Source organism: Microbacterium sp. CSI-V, assembly GCF_001984105.1.
GTDB lineage: Bacteria > Actinomycetota > Actinomycetes > Actinomycetales > Microbacteriaceae > Microbacterium.
On sequence record NZ_MTQM01000008.1, the window covers coordinates 666,016 to 691,041 of the forward strand.

General features: G+C 70.4%; 20 protein-coding genes. 12 read left to right on the forward strand and 8 right to left on the reverse strand.

Translation table 11 applies throughout. The features are described from left to right. The first annotated feature begins 66 nt into the window (after nt 1-66). A complete protein-coding gene (locus CSIV_RS09630; RefSeq protein ID WP_077051149.1) occupies nt 67-594 on the forward strand; it encodes a hypothetical protein in 528 nt (175 codons plus the stop codon). On the opposite strand, the gene ppsA is transcribed toward CSIV_RS09630, so the two are convergent. Together ppsA and CSIV_RS09640 are read right to left on the reverse strand one after the other, a co-directional pair. Further along, on the reverse strand, nt 583-3,000 hold the full coding sequence (gene ppsA, locus CSIV_RS09635; RefSeq protein ID WP_077051150.1) for a phosphoenolpyruvate synthase: 2,418 nt from the start codon (nt 2,998-3,000) through the stop codon (nt 583-585). The genes CSIV_RS09630 and ppsA overlap by 12 nt on opposite strands. Further along, nucleotides 2,997-3,866 (reverse strand): pyruvate, water dikinase regulatory protein, encoded by an 870-nt coding sequence (locus tag CSIV_RS09640; protein WP_077051151.1) that lies wholly within the window; start codon nt 3,864-3,866, stop codon nt 2,997-2,999. Before CSIV_RS09640 ends, ppsA begins: the two co-directional genes overlap by 4 nt. A 213-nt stretch (nt 3,867-4,079) precedes the next feature. On the opposite strand from CSIV_RS09640, the gene CSIV_RS09645 reads away from it, so the two are divergent. Beyond that, nucleotides 4,080-4,709 carry an acyl-CoA synthetase gene (locus CSIV_RS09645; protein WP_238592361.1) on the forward strand — a complete coding sequence of 210 codons (630 nt, stop codon included), beginning with the start codon at nt 4,080-4,082 and terminating at the stop codon, nt 4,707-4,709. After that, nucleotides 4,706-5,044, forward strand: a complete 339-nt coding sequence (locus CSIV_RS09650; protein WP_077051152.1) for an amino acid transporter — start codon at nt 4,706-4,708, stop codon at nt 5,042-5,044. The genes CSIV_RS09645 and CSIV_RS09650 overlap by 4 nt, the downstream gene beginning before the upstream one ends. A 15-nt stretch (nt 5,045-5,059) precedes the next feature. Here the strand turns inward: CSIV_RS09650 and CSIV_RS09655 are convergent, their stop codons facing one another. The 5 genes from CSIV_RS09655 to CSIV_RS09675 all read right to left on the reverse strand — a co-directional run bounded on the left by CSIV_RS09655 (nt 5,060) and on the right by CSIV_RS09675 (nt 12,052). After that, nucleotides 5,060-6,100 (reverse strand): zinc-dependent alcohol dehydrogenase family protein, encoded by a 1,041-nt coding sequence (locus CSIV_RS09655; protein WP_077051403.1) that lies wholly within the window; start codon nt 6,098-6,100, stop codon nt 5,060-5,062. Between the two features lie 80 nt (nt 6,101-6,180). Then, nucleotides 6,181-9,516 carry an OmpL47-type beta-barrel domain-containing protein gene (locus tag CSIV_RS09660; protein WP_139340664.1) on the reverse strand — a complete coding sequence of 1,112 codons (3,336 nt, stop codon included), beginning with the start codon at nt 9,514-9,516 and terminating at the stop codon, nt 6,181-6,183. Nucleotides 9,517-9,699: 183 nt separating this feature from the next. Then, nucleotides 9,700-11,079 (reverse strand): adenylosuccinate lyase, encoded by a 1,380-nt coding sequence (gene purB, locus CSIV_RS09665; protein WP_077051153.1) that lies wholly within the window; start codon nt 11,077-11,079, stop codon nt 9,700-9,702. 27 nt (nt 11,080-11,106) lie between these two features. Beyond that, complete coding sequence (locus tag CSIV_RS09670; RefSeq protein WP_077051154.1) at nt 11,107-11,613, reverse strand: low molecular weight protein-tyrosine-phosphatase; 507 nt, start codon at nt 11,611-11,613, stop codon at nt 11,107-11,109. Nucleotides 11,614-11,647: 34 nt separating this feature from the next. Continuing rightward, the gene (locus CSIV_RS09675) at nt 11,648-12,052 is read right to left on the reverse strand and encodes a phage holin family protein (RefSeq protein WP_077051155.1); all 405 of its coding nucleotides are present in this window, start codon (nt 12,050-12,052) and stop codon (nt 11,648-11,650) included. A 59-nt stretch (nt 12,053-12,111) separates the two neighbouring features. Between CSIV_RS09675 and CSIV_RS09680 the strand changes: the two genes are divergently transcribed. The 5 genes from CSIV_RS09680 to CSIV_RS09700 all read left to right on the forward strand — a co-directional run bounded on the left by CSIV_RS09680 (nt 12,112) and on the right by CSIV_RS09700 (nt 18,234). Further along, nucleotides 12,112-13,188, forward strand: coding sequence for a histidinol-phosphate transaminase (locus CSIV_RS09680; protein ID WP_077051156.1), 1,077 nt, complete (start codon nt 12,112-12,114; stop codon nt 13,186-13,188). 8 nt (nt 13,189-13,196) lie between these two features. Next, nucleotides 13,197-14,651 (forward strand): glycoside hydrolase family 43 protein, encoded by a 1,455-nt coding sequence (locus tag CSIV_RS09685; RefSeq protein WP_077051404.1) that lies wholly within the window; start codon nt 13,197-13,199, stop codon nt 14,649-14,651. Between the two features lie 96 nt (nt 14,652-14,747). Continuing rightward, a complete protein-coding gene (locus CSIV_RS09690) occupies nt 14,748-15,878 on the forward strand; it encodes a thiamine pyrophosphate-dependent enzyme (protein ID WP_077051157.1) in 1,131 nt (376 codons plus the stop codon). After that, entirely contained in the window at nt 15,875-16,852 is a 978-nt protein-coding gene (locus CSIV_RS09695; protein WP_077051158.1) for an alpha-ketoacid dehydrogenase subunit beta, read from the forward strand. The genes CSIV_RS09690 and CSIV_RS09695 overlap by 4 nt, the downstream gene beginning before the upstream one ends. Before the next feature lie 68 nt (nt 16,853-16,920). Beyond that, a complete protein-coding gene (locus CSIV_RS09700; RefSeq protein WP_077051159.1) occupies nt 16,921-18,234 on the forward strand; it encodes a dihydrolipoamide acetyltransferase family protein in 1,314 nt (437 codons plus the stop codon). Between the two features lie 9 nt (nt 18,235-18,243). Here CSIV_RS09700 and CSIV_RS09705 read toward each other — a convergent pair whose 3' ends face one another. Then, nucleotides 18,244-19,290: a LacI family DNA-binding transcriptional regulator gene (locus CSIV_RS09705; protein ID WP_077051160.1), complete on the reverse strand. Its 1,047-nt coding sequence runs from the start codon at nt 19,288-19,290 to the stop codon at nt 18,244-18,246. A gap of 180 nt (nt 19,291-19,470) precedes the next feature. Between CSIV_RS09705 and CSIV_RS09710 the strand changes: the two genes are divergently transcribed. The 4 genes from CSIV_RS09710 (at nt 19,471) to CSIV_RS09725 (ending at nt 24,940) form a co-directional block, all read left to right on the forward strand. Then, the gene (locus CSIV_RS09710) at nt 19,471-20,793 is read left to right on the forward strand and encodes an ABC transporter substrate-binding protein (RefSeq protein ID WP_083735090.1); all 1,323 of its coding nucleotides are present in this window, start codon (nt 19,471-19,473) and stop codon (nt 20,791-20,793) included. A gap of 113 nt (nt 20,794-20,906) precedes the next feature. Next, a complete protein-coding gene (locus CSIV_RS09715) occupies nt 20,907-21,848 on the forward strand; it encodes a carbohydrate ABC transporter permease (RefSeq protein WP_083735091.1) in 942 nt (313 codons plus the stop codon). Then, nucleotides 21,845-22,684 carry a carbohydrate ABC transporter permease gene (locus CSIV_RS09720; protein ID WP_077051161.1) on the forward strand — a complete coding sequence of 280 codons (840 nt, stop codon included), beginning with the start codon at nt 21,845-21,847 and terminating at the stop codon, nt 22,682-22,684. Before CSIV_RS09715 ends, CSIV_RS09720 begins: the two co-directional genes overlap by 4 nt. 3 nt (nt 22,685-22,687) lie before the next feature. Beyond that, nucleotides 22,688-24,940: an alpha-L-rhamnosidase gene (locus CSIV_RS09725; protein ID WP_077051162.1), complete on the forward strand. Its 2,253-nt coding sequence runs from the start codon at nt 22,688-22,690 to the stop codon at nt 24,938-24,940. Nucleotides 24,941-25,026 lie beyond the last annotated feature (86 nt).

Consider the following 25,026-nt stretch of genomic DNA (forward strand, 5'->3'; position numbering starts at 1 on the left):
GGGCATTCCGCCGACCGCCGACCCCGCCGTAGCGTCGCGATCCCCGGCCGACGAAAGGACCCCCTCATGCGCACCCTCGCCCGGCGACCCCTCAATCCGGCCTCGCGCGCCCTGCTGTTCGTCGGCCCGGTGATCCTCCTCCTCCTGGGGGTCGTGCAGGTCGACACCCCCGCCGGGGCGACCCTGGCGTTGCTGTCGGTCGTCGCCCTGGTGGTCGTCACGTTCTGCTCGGGGGTGCGACTCCGGGCGGGGGAGCGGGGGGTCTCGGTCTCGGTGGTGCCGTTCTGGGGGCGCCGCCTCCGATGGGATCAGCTGGCGCGGGTGGATGTGGCGGAGGTCGATGCCGTCGAGGACTTCGGCGGGTGGGGTGTCACGGGCAGCCCTCACGGCCCGGGCATCCTCGTCAGCATGGGCGAGTCCCGCACCGTGCGATTGACCACCACCGACGGGCGCCGCTACTTCGTCGGGCTCGGCGACCAGGCGGGGGAGGCGGTGGACGCGCTCCGCGCCTCCGCTCCTCCCTCCGCCGGGGTTCGCTTCACGGTGGGAGCGGACCCGCGGCGGAGGGCCGGCGTCGTCGGTTCAGAGCTGTGATAGGTGCGCCTGCGCGAGGATTTCGGCCTTGGGCCGCTCGTTCGCCGCGAGCGCGAGCCAGGTCTCGACCACCGTGTCGGGGTTGAGTGACAGCGACTGGATGCCGCGCGCGACGAGCCACTGCGCGAAGTCGGGGTGGTCGCTGGGACCCTGGCCGCAGATACCGACGTACTTACCCTGACGCTGGCACGCGTCGATCGCCATCCCCAGCAGGTGCAGCACCGCCGGGTCGCGCTCGTCGAAGGCGGATGCCATGAGCGCCGAGTCGCGGTCCAGGCCCAGCGTCAGCTGGGTCATGTCGTTCGACCCGATCGAGAAGCCGTCGAAGTGCTCGAGGAACCGCTCGGCGAGGATCGCGTTGGCGGGCAGTTCGCACATCATGACGACCTTCAGGCCGTTCTCGCCCCGGCGGAGCCCGTTCTGCGCGAGCAGGTCGACGACGGCCTTGGCTTCGCCGACCGTGCGGACGAAGGGCACCATGATCTGCACGTTCGTGAGACCCATCTCGTCGCGGACGCGGCGCAGGGCCTCGCATTCCATGTCGAAGCAGGCGCGGAACTCGGGCGAGACGTAGCGGGCGGCGCCGCGGTAGCCCAGCATCGGGTTCTCCTCGTCGGGCTCGTACAGCGTGCCGCCGATGAGGTTCGCGTACTCGTTGGACTTGAAGTCCGACAGCCGGACGATCACCGGCTCGGGGGCGAACGCCGCGGCGATCATCGACACGCCTTCGGCGACGCGCCGGATGAAGTACTCCTCGGGCGACGGGTAGGCGGCGATGCGGGCGCGGATGTCGTCGGCGAGGGTGCCGTCGAGGCGGTCGAGCTCGAGCAGGGCACGCGGGTGGATGCCGATCTGCCGGTTGATGATGAACTCCAGGCGGGCGAGCCCGACGCCCGCGTGCGGCAGGCGCGAGAACGCGAACGCTTGGTCGGGCGTGCCGACGTTCATCATCACCTTCACGGGGGCGGACGGCATCCGGTCGAGTTCGGTGATCTCCTCGGCGAAGTCCAGGATGCCGTCGTACACGACGCCGTCATCGCCCTCCGCGCACGAGACGGTCACCTCCTGGCCGTCGGTGAGGGCGTGCGTGGCGACGCCGGTGCCGACGACGGCGGGGATGCCGAGTTCGCGCGCGATGATCGCTGCGTGGCACGTCCGGCCGCCGCGGTCGGTGACGATCGCCGACGCGCGCTTCATGATCGGCTCCCAGTCGGGATCGGTCATGTCGGCCACGAGCACGTCGCCGTGGGCGAAGTCGGCCATCTGGTCGATCGAGCGGAGCACGCGGACGCGTCCCGCGCCGATGCGCTGCCCGATCGCGCGACCCTCGACGAGCACCGGGCTGCGCTCGGCGAGCACGAACCGGCGGAGCACATTGGCCGACTGCCGTGAGACGACGGTCTCGGGCCGCGCCTGCAGCACGTACAGCCGCCCGTCGATCCCGTCCTTGCCCCACTCGATGTCCATCGGGCGGCCGTAGTGCTCCTCGATGACGAGGGCGATGCGGCCGAGCTCCTCGACCTCCGCGTCGGTGAGGGAGAACCGCGCCCGGTCGGCGGCATCCACCTCGACGAAGGCCGTGCTGCCGTCGACGTGACGTCCGTCGGTGTACCGCATGGCGATGGCCTTCTCGCCGACCGAACGCTTGAGGATCGCGGGACGTCCCGCGCGCAGGGCGGGCTTGTAGGCGTAGAACTCGTCGGGGTTCACCGCGCCCTGGACGACCGCCTCGCCGAGACCGTACGAGCTGGTGAGGAACACCGCGTCCTCGAAGCCCGACTCGGTGTCGAGGGTGAACATGACGCCCGAGGCTCCCACGTCGGAGCGCACCATCCGCTGCACGCCGGCGGAGAGGGCGACCTCGTGGTGGTCGAAGCCGTGATGCGCGCGGTACGCGATCGCGCGGTCGTTGTAGAGCGAGGCGAAGACCCGCCGGATCGCCTGCAGGATGTTCTCGATCCCGCCGATGTTGAGGAAGGTCTCCTGCTGCCCGGCGAACGAGGCGTCCGGGAGGTCTTCGGCGGTGGCGCTGGAGCGCACGGCCCAAGTGACCGCCTCGGGGTCGGCTTCGCCAGCGACGAGGGCGGCGTAGGCGGTGCGGATGTCGGCCTCGAGGTCGGCCGGGAAGGGCTGCTCCTCGATCCACGCGCGCACGCGCCCGCCGAGCTGGCTGAGGGCTGCGACGTCGTCGACGTCGATGCCCTCGACCGCCTCACGGATGCGGGCATCGAGCCCGTCGTGGGCGAGGAAGCGCCCGAAGGCGTCGGAGGTCGTCGCGAATCCCGGGGGGACGCGGATGTCGGCGGATGCCAGGTGCGACACCATCTCGCCGAGCGAGGCGTTCTTGCCGCCGACGCGGGCCAGGTCGCCCATGCCGATCTCGTCGAAGCGCAGGATGTTGGTCATGTGAGGGGCCTTTCGTGGGGTCGGTCCCGCAGGTTCATGGACTGCAGGATCACGGCGGACATCTCCTCGACGCTCCGGGTCGCGGAGCTGAGGAACGGGATGTGGGTACGGCGGTAGAGGTCTTCGGCCCGGCGGATCTCGAGGGTGCACTGGGCGAGGCTGGAGTAGGTCGAGTTCGGGCGGCGCTCGTGTCGCACCTGGCTGAGCCGGAGAGCGGTGGTGGTGAGCCCGAAGCAGCGGTCGGCGTGCGGCGCCACGATGCGCGGCAGCCCGTCGGTGGGGAAGTCGTCGTCGGTGAGCGGATAGTTCGCCACGAGGAGCCCGTAGTGCAGCGCGAGGTACATCGTGGTGGGGGTCTTGCCGCAGCGGGACGGCGCGACGATGATCACGTCGGCGCTGGCGAGATCGCGCTCGCTCTGGCCGTCGTCGTGCTCGATGGCGAACTCCACCGCCCGCATGCGACGGAAGTACTGCTCGAGGTCGCCGAGGCCGTGGTACTGCCCGGCGCGCGTCTCGGCGGTGGCGCCGAGCGCTGTCTCCAGCTCGGTGAGGTGCCCGGCGAGGAGGTCGATCACGACGGTCGCGGATGCCGCCAGCCGGGCCCGGATGCCGGCGTCCTTCAGGGTCGCGAAGACGATGGGGGCCTCGCCGGCCGCCGCCGAGCGCAGGACGGCCCGCTCGACGGACTCGATCGCCGTGGCGCTGTCCACGAACGGGACGGTGTGCCGCTCGAAGCGGGCGTCGGGGAAGTTCGCCAGGAGGGCGTTGCCGAGTGTCTCGGCGGTGATCCCGGTGCTGTCCGACACGAAGAACACCGCACGGGGCGCGACCGAGGGCACGGCGGTGAGGTCGAAAGTCGGGCTCATGCGTTGACGTTAGGGGCTTCTGCGCGCGTCTTTGCGACCAATATGACCAAAAGAATCTTGAAATTTACGACATGTGCAAATCCTCGGGAGTGGTCAGACCTCTACTGCTCGCACGGCCTGACGTGGGATATCTCGACGTCGCTGCACACGGAGGGCGCTCAGCCGGCGGGGAATAGACTGGATGCCATCGACTCCGTCTCTCCGGGACCCTCCGTGACCACTCCTGCTTCTGTGCGCTCCTTCGATGTGCGCCACGTTCAGTTGGCGCGCGCCTTCTTCGCCGCCCTGGCGGCGGTCATGGTCACGTTCTCGTCGGATCATTCGGCGGCCGTCGGCTCGAGCGTGTTCAGCGGGTTCGCGCTGGCCACCGCCCTCGTCCTCGTGCTGTCGGTCTGGCTCGTGTACCCGACCGGTCAGCGGACGACGCCGATCCTGCTCGCGGTGGTGAGCGGGCTCGCCGGGCTCGCGGCCAGCGTCGGCGCGTGGCGGACCACGACCTTCTTCTTCGTCCTCGTCATCGTGTGGGCGGTCGTGTCCGGGGCGCTCGAGATCATCGGTGCCGTGCGCGACCGCCGCGCCGGGCGCCCCGACTCCCGCGACGGTCTCACGGTGGGGATCATCACGCTGATCCTCGCGGTCGGCATCCTCCTCACCAGCCCGGCCTTCTCGTACGACTACACGATCGACGGCGCCGGCACCTTCACCCTCACGGGGATCACCATCGCGGTGGGCATCTTCGGCGGCTACGCGGCGATCATCGCCGTGTACCTGGCGATCGCCGGTTTCTCGCCCCGCCGCCCGGAGCCGGTTCCGGCCGTACCCGCCGAGGAGGCCGCATCATGACCGACCACAAGCCCACCCGCCGCGATCTCATGAAGCCCGTCCAGCTGCTCGGGCTCGCCTTCGTCGCGGCGCTCTTCGCCGGCATCGTGACCCTCGTGTCGATGGGGGCCTTCCAGGCCCGCCCCGCCGACGAGATCCAGCGCGCGCTCGTCATCGGCGCCATCGCCGCCGGTGTCACCTTCATCGTCGTGCTCGTCAGCGTCGCGCTGCTGCTGCTGGCCGTCGACCCCGCTCAGGTCACGAAGACGGTCGATCGCCCGCTCCTCCTGCCGAAGGACGACGACACGTCCGCGGCCCCCGAGAGCCCGGACGGCCCCGAGACTCCGCGGAACTGACTCCCGCGCCGCGCTTCAGACCCGACGCGGGTCGATCATCGTCATGCCCGCCGGGGCGGCGGTGTCCATGCGCGGCAGCATCTCCGCGGCCTCGCCGAGACCCACGACCCGCTCGACGAGATCCTGCGGCCGCAGCGTCCCGCGGGCGATGAGGTCGAGCATCGCGGGATAGTCCGCCGCCGCCATGCCGTGGCTGCCGAGCAGGTCGAGCTCCCACGCGATGACACGGGCCATCGGCATGGGCGTCTGGCCGTCCGCGGTCGGCAGCAGCCCGACCTGCACGTGACGGCCGCGTCGGCGCAGGCTCAACACGGCGTCGCGCGCGGTCTGCGCGCTGCCGACCGCGTCGATCGACACGTGACTCCCGCCGTCCGTGAGCGCGTCGACCGCCCGCGGGACATCGGCGTCGCCCGCGAGGATCGTGTGCTCCGCGCCGAGACGGCGCGCCGCGTCGAGCGCGGCGGGCGTCCGGTCGACGGCGATCACGCGGGCGCCCAGGGCGGCGCCGATCATCACGGCGCTCAACCCCACGCCCCCGGCCCCCACGACCGTCACCCACTCGCCGGCACGCACGCGCGCGCGGCCGGTGAGAGCGCGGAAGGCGGTGGCGAAGCGGCATCCGAGGGCCGCCGCCGCCTCGAACGACACCCCGTCCGGGATCGCGACGAGGTTGGTGTCGGCCGCCCGCACGACGACGCGCTCGGCGAACGAGCCCCACTGGGTGAATCCCGGCTGCTCCTGACGCGGGCAGACCTGTGCGTCACCGTTCCGGCACCACTCGCACTCGCCGCAGCCCATGACGAACGGGACGGTGACCCGATCGCCGACCCGCCAGTCGGCGACGCCCGTCCCGACCTCGGCGATCACGCCCGCGAGCTCGTGCCCGGGGACGTGGGGGAGGGTGACGTCGTCGTGGCCGACCCACGCGTGCCAGTCGCTCTTGCACAGTCCGGTCGCGTGCACCTCGACCACGACGCCCCCCGCCGGTGCCGTCGGCGCGGGCACCTCGCGCACCTCGAGGGGTTCGGCCAGGGCATCCATGATCATCGCGCGCACGGCATCCATTCTCCCCGGCGGCCGCAGACGCGGGATCGCCCCGGGAACCGTCGCAACGGCCCCGGGGCGATCGTGGTGCGTCAGGCGCGGCGGCGCCGGAGCAGCAGCACGCCGGCGCCCGCGAGCAGCGCGAGCAATGCGCCGACGGCGAGGCCGATCGGCGCCTCGGTGCCGGTGACCGCGAGGGCGTCCGATGCGCCGGCGGTCCCGGATGCCGTTCCCCCGGTGCCCGCGGTCGATCCCGGCGTGGTGGCGGAGGGCGTGGGAGCGGGGGTGGTGCCCGGGTCGGTGCCGCCGTCGACCGGGGCGGTCACGGTGAGCTCAGCGGTGCGGGTCTGCTCGACGTTGCCGGCGACGTCCGTCGACCGGAACCACACCCGGTGGGTGCCGGCCTCGGTGAACGACACCTCCGTGCCGACGGTCCAGGTGGTCCCCTCGTCCAGCGAGTACTCGGTGGTGGCGACTCCCGAGGTGGCATCCGTCGCCCGGAGCGTGAGGACCTGGCCCGGTGCCGCGACCGACGCCGTGACGTCGGGGAGGACCAGGGCGCGGGCCGATGAGGCCGCGGTGACGTCGGCTCCCGTGACCGGGGCCACGGTGTCGACGGGCACGGCCACCGACCCGGTGACGTCCTCCTGCTCGACGCCGTCGATGAGGGCGCGGTAGCCGACGGTGTGCGCACCGTCGGTGTCGACCGTGACCTCCGTGCCGTCGACCCACTCGCCGTCGTCGATGCGATGCTGCACGACGACGTCGGCCCCACCGTCGTGCGAGAGCTGCACCTTCACCGGAGCGCGGAACCACCCGGCCGCGTTGGGCTCGGAGCCCAGCAGAGGCGTGATCGCCGCGATGCCCCCCGCCTCGGGCACCACGATCTCGGGGATCTTGAGGTACGAGCCCGGGGTCGAGAACGTCAGGCGCAGGCCCGTGGCCAGCACCTTCGTGAACGACAGCGTCGTCTCGGTCCCGTTGGCGACCGCCGGCGCGTCGCCCGTCGGTGCGACCGGCAGCCACTCTCCCGACGGGGTGCGGTACTCGGCGCTCACGCCCGCGATCGTGCCCTCGGTGTTGGTGAAGGTGACGTGGTCGAGGCGGTGGATCTCCCACGTCTCGATCGTGAACGTCGCGGCATCCTGGAATCCCGCGTCGGTCCAGGTCGACCACTGCGTGTTCTGCTTGCCGTCGCACGCGTTGCCGGCCGGCATCGTGGCCCACTTCGTCTGGTGGAAGGATGCCGAGACCGTGGCGTCGCCGCCGCGGCACACGTTCGGGATCGAGGCGTTGCCCCAGATGTCGACCTCCGCGATCGACTGCCAGGTGTTCGCCTCGCTCGTGAGGCGCAGGCGCAGGGCGCTGGCCGCGGGAAGGGACCGGGCGTCGATCACGGCCACGGGCGCCGACTGTCCGGCATCCTGCGACAGGGTCGCCCCGACCTCGGTGTCGACCCACGCGCCGGAGTCGTCGCGGTACTGCGCCTGGATGCGCGAGGGCCACGTGGCCGTCGACCCGTCCTTGTAGGTGTGCACGACGATCGAGTCGAACGTGCGGGTCACGCCCCAGTCGAAGGCGAGCCAGCTGTCGCGCGGGTAGCCGTTGCCGGTCCAGTCGTCCCAGCCCTTGCCGGTGGGGTTGCCGTCGACGACGGTGCCGACGAGGTTGCTGCGGCTGGACGCCGAGACCGTCGCCTCGGGCGCGATGTTCGCGATCCCCGGCTCGGTGACCGTGATGGTGCGCTGGAAGGTGCGCCCCGCGGTGAAGTGCGCGTCGGCGGCGAGCGTGCCGGTCACCGTCTGCGGGCCGAGCACGCTGGTGTCGAGCGTCGACCAGGTCACGGCGACGGGGCCCACCGTTCCGTCCGAGTCGACGTTCACCGTCGCGGGCAGGTTCGCGGTGGTGCCGCGGCGGACCGTCAGGGGCACCGCGTTCGGGGTGAGCGACCAGGTGCCGTGGCCGAAGCCCTTGTCATCCCAGTACGAGGCGTCCCAGCCGTCGCCGTAGCGCGCGGGGTCCTCGGCGGCGGGGTTGTGCATCTCCAGGCGGCCGTCTTCGCCGACGGTGAGCGGCAGCCACACGTAGGTCGAGTTCGATTCGCCCTCGTTCCAGCGGTCGCCCATGTAGACGAACTTGCCGGGCTCGAGCTCGAAGACGTTGGTGGCCTGCGAGCCGAAGGTCGAGCGGTTCGCGTCGCCGATCGACAGCAGGCCGTCACCGCCGTCGGGAATCGCGCTGTAGTACGTGTCCTCGTTTGCATCGCCGGCCTGAACGCCGCGGATCCACGAGCCCATGAGGTCGGTCGTCGTGTAGTACGTCTGCGGGTTCGGGGCCCACCCCGTCGCTCCCGAGGCGATCGCGGTGTAGGTGCCGTCCCGCTCGAACAGCGCGGGCGCCTCGAGGTAGCCGCACTCCTTCACGATCTGGAAGTCCTCGCCGCGCACAGGGGCGTCGGCGCTGCCGTCGGCCAGGACGTAGGGATACCGCCCGTCCTCCGAGTACTGGTGGATGCCGAGGGTGTCGGTGTCTGTGGTCTTCACGACGTTCGTGTAGCTGTCGTCGAGCTCGGCGACGTAGAGCGAGGAGTTCTCCTCCGACGAGTACGAGATGTACGCCTTGCCGTCGTCGTCCTGGAACACCGTCATGTCGCGCGCCTGGCCCGGCACGGCCCACTGCGAGCAGGCCTTATAGTCGGTGCGGTTGGGCATGCGGAACGCGCCGACCATCCGGAACGGACCCGCGGGGGAGTCCGACACGGCGACCGCGGCCATGGAGCGGGCGTAGGTGCTGCCGCCGGGCTCGGTGCGGCCGTCGGCGTGCCACCACATGACCCACTGGCCGGTCTTGTCGTTGTGCAGCACCTTGGGGCGCTCGAAGATCGCGGTGTAGTCCGCCGATCGCTGCGAGTTCAGGTGGTAGGCGAGCGCGTCGATCTTCTCGTCACGGGGCTGCCCGTTCTCGTCGACGGTGTCGTAGAGGTCCTCGAAGTACGGGGTGAGCAGGTCGTCCCGCGTCGTGATGCTGCGCAGCGCGTCGCCGAGGTTGGTCCAGTTCAGGGCGTCGGTCGAGCGGTACACCGCGACACCGGGGCTGTTCCAGTACCCGTTGGTGCGGTCCTCGCCGTACCAGTAGTAGACCGTCTCGCCGTTCTCCTGGTTCGTGACGACCTGGCCGCCGTGCGCCTGGATGTGACGCCCGTCGGTGTCGTACCACTTCGGCTCGAGGTAGTCGGCGGCACCGCGCCCGGGGTCGGCGAGCGGCTCGAATTTCGTGTAGGTCACCGGGGGATCGACACGGGGGACGCCGTCGTTCGGGTCGGTGTCTAGGGCGACGGCGGAGAGGGGGGATGCCAGTGCCCCGGCGACCACCGCGACCGTGGCGGCCGCGAGGAGTCGGCGGGAAGAGAGGGCGCGTCGATGCGTCATCGCGTCGGTTCCGTTCCGCGTCGCGACGTCGCGACGCATGGGCGACCCAGGGCCGCGTGGGGATGTTGACGTCAACACCGTAGGGCCAGAGAGGCCCGCGCGTCCACTCCCCGGACGCATACCGTCGCGGGAATGCGTCAGCGCGCGGCATCCGGGTTGGGAATACCGCGCGCTGAGGGGGGCTTACAGCGAGTCGACCACCCGCGAGGCCAGGCCGGCGTACGCCGCCGGGGTGAGCGCGAGCAGACGCTCCTTCGCGGCATCCCCGATGTCGAGGCCGCGGACGAAGTCGGCGAGCTCGGGGGCGCCGACCCGGCGTCCGCGCGTGAGGTCCTTCAGCAGCGCGTAGGGATCGGTGATCCTCGACCGGCCCGCGGCGATCTCGGCGCGCACCACGGTCTGGATCGCCTCGGCGAGCACTTCCCAGTTCACGTCGAGGTCGGCCAGCAGCACGTCTTCCGCGAGCGAGATCTCGGTGAGACCGCGCTGCAGGTTGTCGAGCGCGAGCAGCGAGTGGCCGAACGCGACGCCGATGTTGCGCTGCGTCGTGGAGTCGGTGAGGTCGCGCTGCATCCGGCTGGTGACGAGGGTGGATGCCAGGGTGGCGAACAGTCCGCCGGCGATCTCGAGGTTCGCCTCGGCGTTCTCGAACCGGATCGGGTTGATCTTGTGCGGCATCGTCGACGACCCCGTCGCCCCCGCGACGGGGATCTGGGTGAAGTACCCGAGCGAGATGTAGGTCCAGATGTCGGTGGCGAGGTTGTGCAGGATGCCACCCGCGTGGCGCGCGCGGTCGTACAGCTCGACCTGCCAGTCGTGCGACTCGATCTGCGTCGTGACGGGGTTGAAGCCCAGGCCCAGCGACTCGATGAACGTGCGCGTCAGCTCGGGCCAGTCGACGTCGGGCTCGGCGGCGACGTGCGCCGACCAGGTGCCGGTCGCACCCGAGAACTTCGCGAGGTACTCGCCGGCATCCAGCTGGCGGATCACGCGCTCGAGGCGCCACGCGAAGACGCCGATCTCCTTGCCCATGGTCGTGGGGGTCGCGGGCTGGCCGTGCGTGCGGGAGAGCATCGCGGCGTCGCGGTGCTCGACGGCGAGGGCGGCGAGGGCGGCGGTGACCGAACGGAGCTTCGGCAGCCACACGCGCTCGACCGCGCGCTGCACGGTGAGGGCGTAGGCGGTGGAGTTGATGTCCTCGCTCGTGCAGGCGAAGTGCGTGAGCTCGGCGAGGGCGGTGAGGCCGAGGCTGTCGAGACGGTCGCGCACGAGGTACTCGACGGCCTTGACGTCGTGGCGCGTCACCGCCTCCTTCTCCTTGAGCCAGGCGATCTCGTCGGCGCCGAATTCCTCGTACAGGGCGCGCAGGCGCGTGCGGTCGGCATCCGAGACGGGCGACGTACCGAACAGCGAACGGTCGGTGAGGGCCAGGAGCCACTCGACCTCGACCTCGACGCGGGCGCGGTTCAGGCCCGCCTCCGACAGGTAGTCGCCGAGCTCCGAAACGGTGGCGAAGTAGCGACCGTCGAGCGGGCTGAGGGGCTGCGGGGGCAGAGCGGACACGGGTCTCCCGGGGGTCGCGCGAAAAGGTCAGCCCGCGGCACGGATGGCGGGCTCGAGCTGCCGGAACAGGGCTCGGCTGGCGCGTTCGATCATACCGAGCACCTCGTCGAACATCGGTGGCCCGGCGTAGTAGGGGTCGGGGACGTCGAGGGTCTCGGCATCCGGGACGAAGGAGAGCAGCAGCGCGATCTTGTCGGCGTCGTCGTCGTGACGGGCCCACCCGCGCAGGACGCGCTCGTGACTGCGGTCGAGCGCGACCACGAGGTCGTTGTGCGTGAAGTCGGCGAACGTGAACTGCCGGGCGCGATGCGCGGCGCCGTCGTAGCCCAGACGCTCGAGGGCGGCGAGGGTGCGGTGGTCGGCGCGTTCGCCGACGTGCCAGTCCCCGGTGCCCGCCGAGGTCGAGACGACGCGCGATCCGAGGCCCGCCTCCTCCGAGATACGCCGGAACACCACGTCGGCCATCGGCGACCGGCAGATGTTGCCGCTGCAGACGAAGACGACGCGGAAGGGCGCGTCGGCACTCGCGGTCATCCCTCCATCATGGCGGGGAGCGGCCGTCAGCGCATCAGCGGCGTGAGCGTTCGTCGTTCCGCGGCCGCAGGAGGCCGCCGAGGATCGCGTTGATGATGCCGATCAGCAGCGCGGCGACGACGGTGAGCCAGAACTCCCCGGTGCGCAGGCCCCAGTCCCAGTTCGAGGTGATGACCGCGGTCAGCCACAGCAGGAAGCCGTTGATGACGAGCGAGATGAGCCCGAGGGTGAGGATGTAGAGCGGGATGGCGACGATCTTCACGACCGTGCCGACGATGGTGTTGACCAGGGCGAAGATCAGCCCGACCAGCAGCAGCGTGAGCGCCACCTGCAGTCCCTCGCCGGGGGCGAAGGGGATGAGCGTCACCTGCAGGGCCGGGAGCAGGGTGACGATCCAGATGGCGAAGGCGTTGACGGCCACGCGGACGACGAAGCGCATGCCCCCATCGTGGCACGGGGGTCTGACGCGCGCACGGGTGTCCTCGTTAGGCTCGACCCGTGAGCGAAGACCCGGTCCTCCCCCGTATCCGCCCCGAGATCGCCGCCCTCCCCGCCTACCGGCAGGGACGACAGGCGAGTTCGGACGCGTTCAAGCTGTCGAGCAACGAGAACCCGTTCGACCCGCTGCCGGGCGTGCTCGACGCGGTGCGCGCGTCGACGGCGATCAACCGGTACCCGGATGCCACGGCCGCACGCCTGCGCGAGAGGCTCGGCGCCCGATACGGGATCTCGGCCGATGACATCCACGTCGGCGCCGGAAGCGTCTCGCTGCTCGCGCAACTGCTGCTGGCCACGGCGGGCCCGGGCGACGAGGTCGTCTACGCGTGGCGGTCGTTCGAGGCGTACCCGTCGCTCGTGGCGGTGACGGGGGCGACGAGCGTGCAGGTGCCGCTCACCGCCGACGCGCGTCACGACCTCCCCGCGATGGCGGCCGCGGTCACCGACCGCACGCGCCTCATCATCGTCTGCAGCCCGAACAACCCGACGGGCCCGACGGTCGGCTTCGACGAGTTCACGGCCTTCGTAGACGCCGTGCCCGCCGACGTCCTCCTCGTGCTCGACGAGGCCTACGCCGAGTTCGTGACCGACCCGGATGCCGTCGAGGGCCACCGCGTCCGCGCGCTGCTCGCGCGCCCCAACATCGTGATGCTCCGCACGTTCTCGAAGGCCTACGGTCTCGCGGGTCTCCGGGTCGGCTACGCGATCGGCCACACGGGCGTGCTCGACGCCGCGCGCAGCACCGCCATCCCGTTGGCGGTCACCGCCGCCGCGGAGGAGGCGGCGCTGGCGAGCCTGGATGCCGAGAGCGAGCTGCTGCACCGCGTCGCCGTCCTCGCCGCCCGGCGCGACGCCCTCGTCGCGCGCCTGCGCGAGACCGGGTGGGACGTCCCCGACGCCCAGGGCAACTTCGTGTGGCTCCCCGCCGGTGACCGCGCGCTCGAGGTGGCCGCCGCGTTCGAGGAGGCGGGGCTCATCGTTCGCCCCTTCGCGGGCGACGGTGTGCGCATCTCGGTCGGCGAGGAGGAATCGATCGACCGCCTGGTCGAGGTCGCCGCCTCCGTCGCCCCGCGTTGAGTCGAATGATGACTCGGGATGCCGCGACCACCCCGGTCATCCCGGGGTTCTTCCCCGATCCGTCGGTGTGTCGTGTGGGCGAGGACTATTTCCTCGTGAACTCGTCGTTCGAGTACGCGCCCGGCATCCCGATCCACCGCAGTCGAGACCTCCGGACGTGGACGCAGATCGGCAACGTGCTGACGCGCGAGGTGCAGTTCCCGGCCGGTGTCTCGGGGGCGAGTCGGGGGATCTACGCGCCCACGATCCGCCACCGCGACGGCACGTTCTTCGTCGTCGTCACGAACGTCGAACGCGGGGACGAGCAGTTCGTGGTGACGGCGACCGACCCGGCGGGGCCGTGGTCGGACCCGATCGTGTTCCCGGGTCTCGGCGGAATCGACCCCGACCTCGCGTGGGACGACGACGGCCGGTGCGTCCTCACCTATTGCGCTCTCGACGAGGGGCTGCGGCCCGAGGACGGCGCGCTGCCGGTGATCGCGCAGGTGCGCGTCGATCTCGATCGCGGCGTCCTGCTCGACGAGCCGCGCGTGATCTGGCGGGGGAGCGGGCTCGCGCATCCCGAGGGTCCGCACCTGTACCGGCGCGGGGAGTGGTGGTACCTGCTCACCGCCGAGGGCGGCACCGAGCGCGGGCACGCCGTCTGCGTCGCGCGATCCCGGGCGATCGACGGTCCGTTCGAGGCGGCGCCGGCGAACCCGATCTTCAGCCGCCGCAGCACCGGCTTCCCGGTGCAGAACACCGGGCACGCCGACCTCGTCGAGCAGCCGGACGGCTCGTGGGCGATGGTGTACCTCGGCGTGCGGCCGCGCGGATTCACGCCCGGGTTCCACGTCGCAGGACGCGAGACGTTCCTCGCCCGCGTCGCGTGGGTGGACGACTGGCCCGTCGTGCACACCGACGACGTGCTCCTCGAGCGCCCCGACACCGCGTTCACCGACGACTTCTCTACCGCCGACCTGCACCCGCGGTGGGTCTCACCCGACGGACCGCTGCCCGGCCGGCATCCCGCCGGTGGTGTGGCGGTGGGCCCCCACGAGCTCGCGGTGCGCGTGCGCGACCTGCGCTGGCGGTTCGAGGCTCGCGTCGACTCCTCGGCCGCCGTGGCCCTGCGGGTCCGGCTCGACGAGCACCACTGGTACGCGATCACCCTCCAGGCCGGAACGGCCGAGGTCCGGGCGCGCATCGGTCCACTCGAGGCATCCATCGGTTCCGCTCCCGCGACCGGCGATGTCGTGACGCTCCTCGTCGAGGCGGTGGATGCCACCCACGACGGCCCCGACGACCTCCGCTTCGGCGTTCTCGACGCGGACGGCGAGCGGTGGATCGCGGCGCTCGACGGCCGCTACCTCTCGACCGAGGTCGCCGGCGGGTTCACCGGCCGCGTGCTGGGGCTGCGTGCGGTGGGGTCGACCCCGGCGCAGGTGACGGGCGTGCGGTACGTCCCCCTCGGCGACGAGTGACGCCGCACGCGGCTTGTCGGAAACCCATGCCGAAACGCGGCATCCGTTGTACACCTCATGCGGTGCAGGGCATGACGCGACCGTTAGCGTGGGTACATGACCCCGTCCGACGACCCGGCTCTCGTGCGCGTTCTGGCGGCCGACGGCACCCTCGCGCCCACCCCTGAGGCCGAGCGCTATCTGCCCCTGATCGAGGCCCTCTCCGACGCCGAACTCGAGACCTTCTACCGTGACATGGTCTCGATCCGCGCCTTCGACGTGCAGGCGACGAACCTGCAGCGTCAGGGGCAGCTGGCCCTGTGGCCGCCGTCCTTCGGACAGGAGGCCGCGCAGGTCGGCTCGGCCCGCGCCGCGCGCGCCCAGGACCACGTCTTCCCGTCGTACCGCGAGCACGTGGTGACCCGGATCCGCGGCGTCGACCCGATCGACATCATCCGACTCATGCGCGGGCTCACGCACGGCGGGTGGGACCCCTCCGACCCGAAGAACGGCAACACCCACATCTACACGCTCGTGCTCGGCGCCCAGACGCTGCACGCCACGGGCCTCGGCATGGGGCTGGTGTTCGACGGCAAGTGCGGCACCGGCGACCCCGAGCGCGACGAAGCCGTGATCGTCTACTACGGCGACGGCGCGTCCAGCCAGGGCGACGTGCACGAGTCGATGGTGTTCGCCGCGAGCTTCCAGACCCCCGAGGTGTTCTTCCTGCAGAACAACCAGTGGGCCATCTCCGTCCCGGTCGCCACCCAGTCGCGCACCCCGCTCCACCAGCGGGCGGCGGGGTACGGCATCCCGAGCGTCCAGGTCGACGGCAACGACGTGCTCGCGAGCTACGCGGTGTCGAAGCTCGCGCTCGACGAGGCCCGCGCGGGCGGTGGCCCCCGCGCGATCGAGGCGATGACCTACCGCCGCGGCGCGCACACCACGAGCGACGACCCCACGAAGTACCGCACCGCCGCCGAAGAAGAGGCGTGGGCGCACCGCGACCCGATCGCCCGCCTCCGCACCTTCCTCGAGGCGCGCGGCGCGTCGCAGCAGTTCTTCGACGACGCGGATGCCGAGGGCCGCGCGCTCGCCGACGACGTGCGCGTGCGCACGAACGAGCTCGGCGGGCTCCCGCGCGCGCACATGTTCGAGAGCGTCTACGCCGAAGCCCACGCGCTGATCGCCGAGGAGCAGCGCTGGCTCGACGACTACGAAGCCGCGATGGAAGGGGGAGCGCAGTGACCGAGAACCTCCCGATCAGCCGCGCCCTCAACGCCGGCCTCCGTCGCGCGCTCGAGACGAACGACCGCGTCCTGCTCATGGGTGAGGACATCGGTCCGCTGGGCGGCGTCTTCCGCGTGACCGAGGGACTGCAGAAGGACTTCGGGCCGCGCCGCGTCATCGACTCGCCGCTGGCGGAGTCCGGCATCGTCGGCACCGCGATCGGTCTCGCGATGGGGGGCTTCCGTCCCGTCCTCGAGATCCAGTTCGACGGCTTCGTCTTCCCCGCGTTCGACCAGATCACGTCGCAGCTGGCGAAGCTCACGAACCGCCACGAGGGAAGCCTGCAGATGCCGGTCGTCATCCGCATCCCGTACGGCGGACACATCGGAGCGATCGAGCACCACCAGGAGAGTCCCGAGGCGTACTTCACGCACACGCCGGGCCTCCGGGTCGTGAGCCCCTCGACGGCGAACGACGCGTACTGGATGATCCAGCAGGCGATCGACTCGCCCGACCCGGTGATCTTCCTCGAGCCCAAGGCGAAGTACTGGCAGAAGGGCGAGGTCGACACCGAAGCCCCCGCGCTGCCGCTCCACGCGAGCCGCATCGTCCGTCGCGGCACCGACGTCACGCTCGTCGGTCACGGCGCGATGGTCACGACGCTGCTGCAGGCCGCGTCCCTCGCCGAGAGCGAGGGCACGAGCTGCGAGGTCATCGACCTGCGTTCGCTCTCCCCCGTCGATTACGGCCCGCTGCTGGACTCGGTCCGCCGCACCGGTCGCATGGTCTACGCGCAGGAGGCGCCGGGCTTCACGTCCCTCGGATCCGAGGTCGCGGCGACCGTCATGGAGAGGGCGTTCTTCGCGCTCGAGGCCCCCGTGCTGCGCGTGTCGGGCTTCGACGTGCCGTTCCCGCCCGCGAAGCTCGAGGGCACGTACCTGCCCGACGCCGACCGCATCCTCGAGGCCGTCGACCGGTCGCTGGCCTACTGACCCCTTCCCTCCCGCATTCCGTTGCGGCGACGCCGGTGCAATGCTGGCTCCCGAGCAAAGGACACACCGTGACCGAGCAGACTTTCGTCCTCCCCGACGTCGGTGAAGGACTCACCGAGGCCGAGATCGTCCAGTGGCGCGTCGCGCCGGGCGACACCGTCGCCGTGAACGACGTGATCGTCGAGATCGAGACGGCGAAGTCGCTCGTCGAGCTGCCGTCGCCCTTCGCCGGCACGGTCGGGGAACTCCTCGCGACCGAGGGGGCCACGGTCGAGGTCGGTGCCCCGATCATCACGATCGGATCGGCGGATGCCACGCCCCCGGCGCCCGCGCAGCCGACCACCGTTCCCGAGGCCGACGATCCGGGCGGAGCCGTGCTCGTCGGCTACGGCACCGGCGGTGCCGTCTCGTCGCGGCGGCGGAAGCCCGCGGAGCGCCCGGTCAAGGCATCCGTCGGGGTCGTCGCCAAGCCCCCGATCCGCAAGCTCGCGCGCGACCTCGGCGTCGACCTGGCGGCGGTCACCCCGAGCGGCCCTGCCGGTGAGGTGACCCGCGACGACGTCGTCAAGCACGCCGAGCAGGCCAGCGTCTTCCGCAACATCGAGACGCCCGAGTGGGGTGCCGTGCGGGAGGAGACGATCCCGGTCGCCGCCGCGCCCGCGCCCGCGCCGGTCGACGATGCCCGCGAGGAGTCGATCCCGGTCCGCGGCGTCCGCAAGGCCACGGCGAACGCGATGACGTCGAGCGCGTACTCGGCCCCGCACGTCTCGGTGTGGGTCGATGTCGACGCGTCCCGCACGATGGAGCTGGTGAAGCGACTGAAGGCCTCGCCCGACTTCGCCGACGTGAAGGTCTCGCCGCTGCTGATCATGGCGCGCGCCGTGATCTGGGCGCTCCGCCGCACGCCGATGATCAACGCCGCCTGGGTCGACACCGAGGACGGCGCGCAGATCCGCGTGCGCCACTACGTCAACCTCGGCATCGCCGCGGCGACCCCGCGCGGCCTGCTCGTGCCGAACATCAAGGATGCGCAGGCGATGAACACCCGCGAGCTCGCCAAGGCGCTCGAGAACCTCACGCTCACCGCGCGTGAGGGCAAGACGAGCCCGGCCGATCAGGTCGGCGGCACGTTCACGATCACGAACATCGGCGTGTTCGGGGTGGATGCCGGTACCCCGATCATCAACCCCGGTGAGGCCGGGATCATCGCGCTGGGTGCCATCCGGCAGAAGCCGTGGGTCGTCGACGGCGAGGTGCGCCCCCGCTGGGTGACCACGGTGTCGGGATCATTCGACCACCGCGTGGTCGACGGAGACGGCATCTCGCGGTTCATCGCCGACGTGGCATCCGTTCTGGAGGAGCCGGCGCTGCTGCTGGACTGACGCGGCCCGTCACCGCGCGGCGACGGGAGGCGGGCTGCTCGTGGCCCGCACCCGCAGCGCGGGGGAGAAGACCCGCCGCTCGGGCTCGATCCGCCCGCGGATGCGTTCCAGCAACAGGTGCGCGGCGGTCGCCCCCATCTGTTCCCCGTCCTGGTCGACCGTGGTCAGGCCGATCAGCGGGTGGCTGGCGATGGGGACGTCGTCATAGCCGACCACGGCGAAATCGGCGGAGCCGAGCCCGCGGTTCGCGACGACCTCCAGCGCCGACAGCGCGAGCGAGTCGTGTCCGGCGAACAGGGCCGTCGGGCGCACCGCGCGATCCAGCAGACTCGCCACCGTGCGGCGCGCGTCGTGCTCGGCCGGGTCGATGCGGATGACCTCGGGCTCGAGCCCGCGCTCCCGCATGAGCCGTTCGTACACCCGCAGACGTCGGGGGTGCGGATCGGTGCGGGGCTCGACCAGGACCCGTTCGTCGTTCGTGACGTGCGCGATCCGCGTGTGTCCCGCGGCGAACAGGTGCTCCATCACCAGCCGGGCCCCCTCGTCGTCGTCGCCGACGACGACGTCGTAGTTGCGGGGGTGGTCGTGCTGACCGACTTGGACGAGGGGGACTCGCTGCCCCAGGCCCTCGAGCCACGCCTGCGGAACGGCGGGGGCGACGGCGATGATCCCGTCGACCTGTCGGTCGTACAGGCTCTCGAGCGCTGCCGTTCCGCTGACCGGGTCGGCCATCGGGGCGATGATGAGCTGGTATCCCGACTCGCGCAGCGACTGCACGGCGCCGGTGAGGATGCGCGTGAAGAAATCGTTGTCCACCTGCGGGAGCTGCACACCGATCGTCGAGGTGGACCCGCGCATCGCCCGGGCCGCCACGCGCGGACGGTACCCGAGCGTCTCGATCGAGGCGGTCACTCGTTCGCGCATCCGGTCGCTCACGCCGTAGGCGTCGCGGATGACCTTCGAGACGGCCGCGCGAGAGACCCCCGCGTGACGGGCGACATCCTCGATGGTCGCCGCCCGGGTCGGTGACCCGGCGGAGGGCGCGGGATCGAGCATCGAGCTCCTTCAGTCGATTCGTTCCTCCAATGTAGATCGGTTGACGAAATCGCGCCAGTCGGTTTATGGTCTGTTTCGTCGCCTCGTGTAGATCGGTTTACACAACCCGAACTCGACCGGTTCGCGTAGCGACACATCGTCCGGAATCCTTGCATCCGGTCCCTTACAAGGAGGTAAGCAGTGTCCTCATTCATCAGCCCTCGTCGCACGGTGCTCGCCGTCGCCGCGACAGCGATCGCCGCCACCACGCTCGCCGGGTGCTCCGGGTCGTCGGGGTCCACCACAGCCGACGGCAAGGTGGAGATCTCGTTCCTCACGACCAACGGCGACGACGCGATCGCCACCGGGAACGCCCTCATCGCCGCCTTCCAGAAGGCCAACCCCGACGTCACGGTCACGCTCAACACCCGCCCGGGCGGTACCGAGGGTGACAACCTCGTCAAGACCCAGCTGTCGACGGGCGAAATGGACGACGTGTTCTTCTACAACACGGGATCGCTCTTCCAGGCGCTGAACCCCGACCAGACGCTCGCGAACCTCGCGGACGAGTCGTGGGCATCCGAGGTCACCGACAACTTCAAGACCGTCGTCTCGACCGACAACGGCACGTATGGTGCGCCGCTGGGAACCTCGATGGCCGGCGGCATCGCCTACAACACCAAGGTGTTCGCCGACCTCGGTCTGAGCGTCCCCACCGACTGGTCCTCGCTGGTCGCGGATGCCGAGAAGATCAAGGCGGCCGGCATCACGCCGATCGAGCAGACCTACGGCGACACCTGGACCTCGCAGCTGTTCCTCCTCGCCGACTTCGGCAACGTGCTCACCCAGGACAAGAACTGGGCCGAGGACTTCACCGCCAACAAGGCGAAGTTCGCTCAGGAGCCCGCCCTGGCCGGATTCACGCACCTGCAGGAAGCCTTCGACAAGGGCCTCTTCAACGCCGACTTCGCCTCCGCCACCGCGGCGGACGGCTCGGCCGCGCTGGCCACCGGCAAGGCGGCGATGTACCCCGTGCTCTCGAGCGCCGTCCTCAGCAACATCACGCAGAGCAACCCCGACGCGGTGAAGGACATCGGCTTCTTCGCCCTGCCCGCCGACAAGGCGGCGAACACCACGCTGACCGTCTGGGAACCGAGCGCCGTCTACATCCCCAAGACCACCGAGGGCGCCAAGCTCGAGGCCGCGAGGAAGTTCGTCGCGTTCGTCAACTCTCCAGACGGGTGCGACGTCCAGAACAAGAACTTCGTCGCCGGCGGCCCCTACTCGATCAGCTCCTGCTCGGTGCCCGCGGATGCGGCGCCCCTCGTCGCCGAGATCCAGAAGTACGTCGACGCAGGAAAGAGCGCACCCGCTCTCGAGTTCCTGTCGCCGGTGAAGGGACCGAACCTCGAGAACATCGCCATCAGCGTGGGATCGGGCATCTCGTCCGCGCAGGACGGCGCCGCCGCCTACGACGAAGACGTGAAGAAGCAGGCCCAGCAGCTCGGTCTCGCCGGCTGGTGACGACCGCGCGCTGACACCGGCGCTCCCGTGCCCGGCGATCCCTCTCGCCCGCACACCGCGGGGCCGGAGCTTCCCGCTCCGGCCCCGCCTCCGCTCCGACGAAGGACTGACCCATGACCCACACGTACGCCACCGTGGTGCCGCCGCAGGCACGCGACCGGCGACGGATCCGCCGCCCCGTGCCGCCGGCCGGCCGGAAGATGCGCAGCATGTACCCGTCGTGGTTCTACATCCCGGCGGCGGCGCTGTACGTCGTGCTTTTCGCGGTGCCGACTTTCGCGTCGTTCTACTTCAGCCTGACGCGGTGGTCGCTGTTCGACGTTCACTTCATCGGGCTCGACAACTTCGTGCAGTTCTTCTCGGACCCGCAGCTCTCGCAGGCGGTGACCAACACCGTGATCTACGCGGTCGTCACCAGCGGCGCCAAGGTGATCCTCGGCCTCGGGCTCGCCGTGCTGCTGACCTCGGAGATCATCGGCCGGGGGTACCTGCGCGCGGTCACGTTCTTCCCCGTCCTCGTCTCGACCATCGGCGTCGGCTTGACCTTCAAGGTCCTGCTCGACCCCTTCGACGGTCTGGTCAACGGAGCCCTGTCGGTGTTCGGCATCCAGGGTCCGGGGTGGCTGACCGACCCGAACCTGGCCCTCATCAGCGTCGCCTTCGTCGATGTCTGGAAGGGCCTCGGAATCGCGACGCTGATCTACATCGCCGGCATCGTCGCCATCCCGCAGGAGTACTTCGAGGCCGCGCGCGTGGACGGCGCGAGCGCATGGAAGGTGTTCCGCAACATCACTTTCCCGCTGTCGTGGCCGGCGACCGGAACGGTCATCATCCTGTCGCTGATCGGCGGTCTGCGCTCGTTCGACCTGATCTGGGCCATGACCAAGGGCGGGCCGGGATTCAGCTCGGACGTCATCGCCTCGGTGATCTACAAGCAGTACCAGGCCGGCTTCTACGGTCTGTCGACCGCGGGGAACGTCGTGCTGTTCGTCGTCGTGACCGCCGTGATGATCCCCCTCTCGATCTTCATCAACAAGAGGAGCGTGGACTCATGAGCCGCCTCGCCGTCCGACGCTGGACCGTCGGGACGATCGCCATCGTCGTGTCCGTCGTCGTCTTCCTCGTCCCGTTCGCCTTCATCCTCGTCACGGCTGCCAAGACGGCACCGGAGGCGTCGGCTCTCGCGTTCACGTGGCCCACGGAATGGAAGCTGTGGGACAACATCGCCGCGGTGCTCGCCGATCGCAACGGCATCCTGATCCGCGCCTTCGTGAACAGCATCGTCCTGACCGTCGCGAGCGTGATCATCATGGTGATCCTCGCCGCCATGGTCGGTTATGTGCTGCAGCGGAAGAAGTCCCGGTGGAACCCGCTCATCAACTTCTTCGTGCTCGCGGGGCTGATCGTTCCGCCCGCGGTCGTGCCGACCATCTGGGTGCTCCAGGGTCTCGGGATGTTCAAGACGCTGGGCGGACTCATCCTCATCGAGGCCACGTTCGGTCTGTCGTTCTGCATCCTGCTGTTCCGCGCGTTCGTCGCCACGATCCCGCGCGAACTCGACGAGGCAGCACTGATCGACGGAGCGGGTCCGATCCGGCTGTTCTTCCGCATCGTGCTTCCGTTGCTGAAACCCGTCATCGTCACGGTCATCGTGGTGCAGGCGGTGGCGGTCTTCAACGACTTCGCTAACCCGCTCTACTTCCTGCCAGGTGACGCGAACGCGACTGTGCAGCTGACGCTCTACGCCTATGCGTCGAGTTCGACGAGCGCGGGTCAGTTCAACCTGCTGTTCGCCGACATCCTCCTCATCACCATTCCCCCGCTCGTCATGTACGTCTTCTTCAACCGCCAGATCGTGGCGGGCATGACCAGCGGCGCGATCAAGGGCTGACCCATGTTCACGATCTCTCGTCTGATCGCGCCGACCGCACCCGTCGACGGCGCCCCCACCCTCGTCGGTCGATTCGCCCTCGACGAAGGTCACGGTCGTGTCGCCGAGGCTACGCTCCGCTACTCCGCCCTCGGAATCGTCGAGGCGGTGCTGAATGGGTCCCGGGTGTCGGACGAGCTCCTCACCCCGGGGTGGTCGAGCTACGAGTGGCGCATCCGTGTCGCGGAGACCGACGTGACCTCGCTCGTCGAGCAGGAGTCCACCCTCGAACTCACGCTCGGCAACGGCTGGTACCGGGGAAACCTGACCTGGATGGGCGCCACGGCCGTCTACGGTGACGCCCTGGCCGCCATCGCCGAGGTTCGGATCGAATTCGAGGACGGCCACGTCCAGCTGTGGGGCACGGACGAGACCTGGCTGGCTCGTGTCAGCGATACGGTGCACGACGACATCTACCACGGACAGACCATCGACGCCCGCAGACGCGGACAGACGCCGAGCGAGTCCGCTGTGCGCGTCCTCAAGGAGCCGAACGAGCGCTTCGAGGCGTACGTCGGTCCTCCGGTCGTCCCGCTGGAGACGCTCCCGGTGCGTGATGCCTGGGCGTCGCCCTCGGGCACGGTCATCGTCGACTTCGGAGAGAACATCGTCGGCTGGGCGCGGGCGAAGGTGTCGGGTGGGTCGGGCGCCGTCGTGACGCTGCGTCACGCCGAGGTCCTGGAGAACGGCGAGATCGGCGTCCGGCCCCTGCGCTCGGCTCGCGCCACCGACCGGTTCATCCTGTCCGGTGACGACGACGTGTTCGAGCCGCGGTTCACCTTCCACGGATTCCGATACATCGAGGTCGACGGGTGGCCGGGCGGCCTGGAGGCCGTCCGCCGAGGCGGACTCGAAGCCGTGCGGATCGGGTCGCGTCTGCGTCGCACCGGGACGTTCTCGAGCTCGGAACCGCTGCTGGACCGCCTGCACCAGAACGTCGTGAACAGCACCCTCGGCAATTTCGTCGACCTGCCCACGGACTGCCCGCAGCGCGACGAGCGCCTGGGCTGGACCGGCGACATCGCCGTCTTCGCGGCCACGAGCGCCTACCTCTTCGACGTCGAGGACTTCCTCCGCGATTGGCTGCGCGACGTCGTCGTCGAGCAGGAGCACCAGGGCGGTGTAGTGCCGTACGTGGTGCCCGATGTCCTGAAGTACGTCGGGGTGCCGGAGGACATCACGCCCGTCGACTCCACGGCCGTCTGGAGCGACGCCCTCGTGTGGGTTCCCTGGGCGGTGTGGATGGCATCAGGGAACGACCGCGTGCTCGCCGAGAACTTCGGCGCGATGCTCTCGCACCTCCGGCACGTCGAATCGCTCGTCTCGCCGTCCGGGCTGTGGGACCAGGGGTTCCAGTTCGGCGACTGGCTCGACCCCGACGCGCCGCCGCACGATCCGGCGGATGCCAAGGCCGATCGCAGTCTGGTCGCCACGGCGTGCCTGTACCGGTCGGCGGATCTGACCGCACGCATCGCGCGCGTCCTCGGCCGGGACGACGTGCTCGACGAACTCGAGCAGCTGCGCTCCCGCACGCGGGAGGCCTTCCGTGGCGCGTACGTCGACGCGGGTGCGCGGCGCCTCCGCAACCACTGCGAGACGTCGTACGCGCTCGCGATCGTCTTCGGTCTGCTCGATGACGACGACCGAGTATGGGCGGGCGCGAATCTCGCAGAGCTGGTCGTGGCATCCGGGTACCGCATCTCGACCGGCTTCGCCGGGACGCCCTACATCCTGGACGCCCTGAGCGGCACGGGACACCTCGACGTCGCTGGTCGCCTCCTTCTCCAGCGGGAGTGCCCCTCGTGGCTCTACCCGGTGACCATGGGCGCGACGACGATCTGGGAGCGCTGGGATTCGATGCTGCCCGACGGCACCATCAACCCGGGCGAGATGACCTCGTTCAACCACTACGCGCTGGGCGCTGTCGCGGACTGGATGCACCGCGAGCTCGGCGGGCTCACCCCCCTCGAGCCGGGGTACTCGCGAGTGCGGATCGCCCCTCGGCCGATCGACGGTGTCGATCACGCGCAGACGTCATTCGACAGCCGCCACGGAGCCATCGCGGTGTCGTGGCGCCGAGACGGCTCGCGGGTGCAGGTCGAAGCCACCATCCCCGAGGGTGTCGTCGCCGAGATCCGACTGGGCGACGTGGACGAAGAAGTGGGCCCCGGCGTCCACCAATTCTCCGCGGAGGTGGCAACAGCCGTTTCCGTGTGATCGACCGGCAGGCCGACCGTGACGGCGGTCGGCCTGCCATTCGCCGACGGCGGGTGCGCCGTCGGATTCTCAAAGAAGAGGAGAGA

Bases quoted from the DNA above. Each gene is read 5' to 3' on its own strand.
- CSIV_RS09630 (WP_077051149.1), top strand. From the start codon at position 67: ATGCGCACCCTCGCCCGGCGACCCCTCAATCCGGCCTCGCGCGCCCTG.
- ppsA (WP_077051150.1), bottom strand. From the start codon at position 3,000: ATGACCAACATCCTGCGCTTCGACGAGATCGGCATGGGCGACCTGGCC.
- CSIV_RS09640 (WP_077051151.1), bottom strand. From the start codon at position 3,866: ATGAGCCCGACTTTCGACCTCACCGCCGTGCCCTCGGTCGCGCCCCGT.
- CSIV_RS09650 (WP_077051152.1), top strand. From the start codon at position 4,706: ATGACCGACCACAAGCCCACCCGCCGCGATCTCATGAAGCCCGTCCAG.
- CSIV_RS09660 (WP_139340664.1), bottom strand. From the start codon at position 9,516: ATGACGCATCGACGCGCCCTCTCTTCCCGCCGACTCCTCGCGGCCGCC.
- CSIV_RS09670 (WP_077051154.1), bottom strand. From the start codon at position 11,613: ATGACCGCGAGTGCCGACGCGCCCTTCCGCGTCGTCTTCGTCTGCAGC.
- CSIV_RS09675 (WP_077051155.1), bottom strand. From the start codon at position 12,052: ATGCGCTTCGTCGTCCGCGTGGCCGTCAACGCCTTCGCCATCTGGATC.
- CSIV_RS09685 (WP_077051404.1), top strand. From the start codon at position 13,197: ATGACTCGGGATGCCGCGACCACCCCGGTCATCCCGGGGTTCTTCCCC.
- CSIV_RS09690 (WP_077051157.1), top strand. From the start codon at position 14,748: ATGACCCCGTCCGACGACCCGGCTCTCGTGCGCGTTCTGGCGGCCGAC.
- CSIV_RS09705 (WP_077051160.1), bottom strand. From the start codon at position 19,290: ATGCTCGATCCCGCGCCCTCCGCCGGGTCACCGACCCGGGCGGCGACC.
- CSIV_RS09715 (WP_083735091.1), top strand. From the start codon at position 20,907: ATGACCCACACGTACGCCACCGTGGTGCCGCCGCAGGCACGCGACCGG.
- CSIV_RS09720 (WP_077051161.1), top strand. From the start codon at position 21,845: ATGAGCCGCCTCGCCGTCCGACGCTGGACCGTCGGGACGATCGCCATC.
- CSIV_RS09725 (WP_077051162.1), top strand. From the start codon at position 22,688: ATGTTCACGATCTCTCGTCTGATCGCGCCGACCGCACCCGTCGACGGC.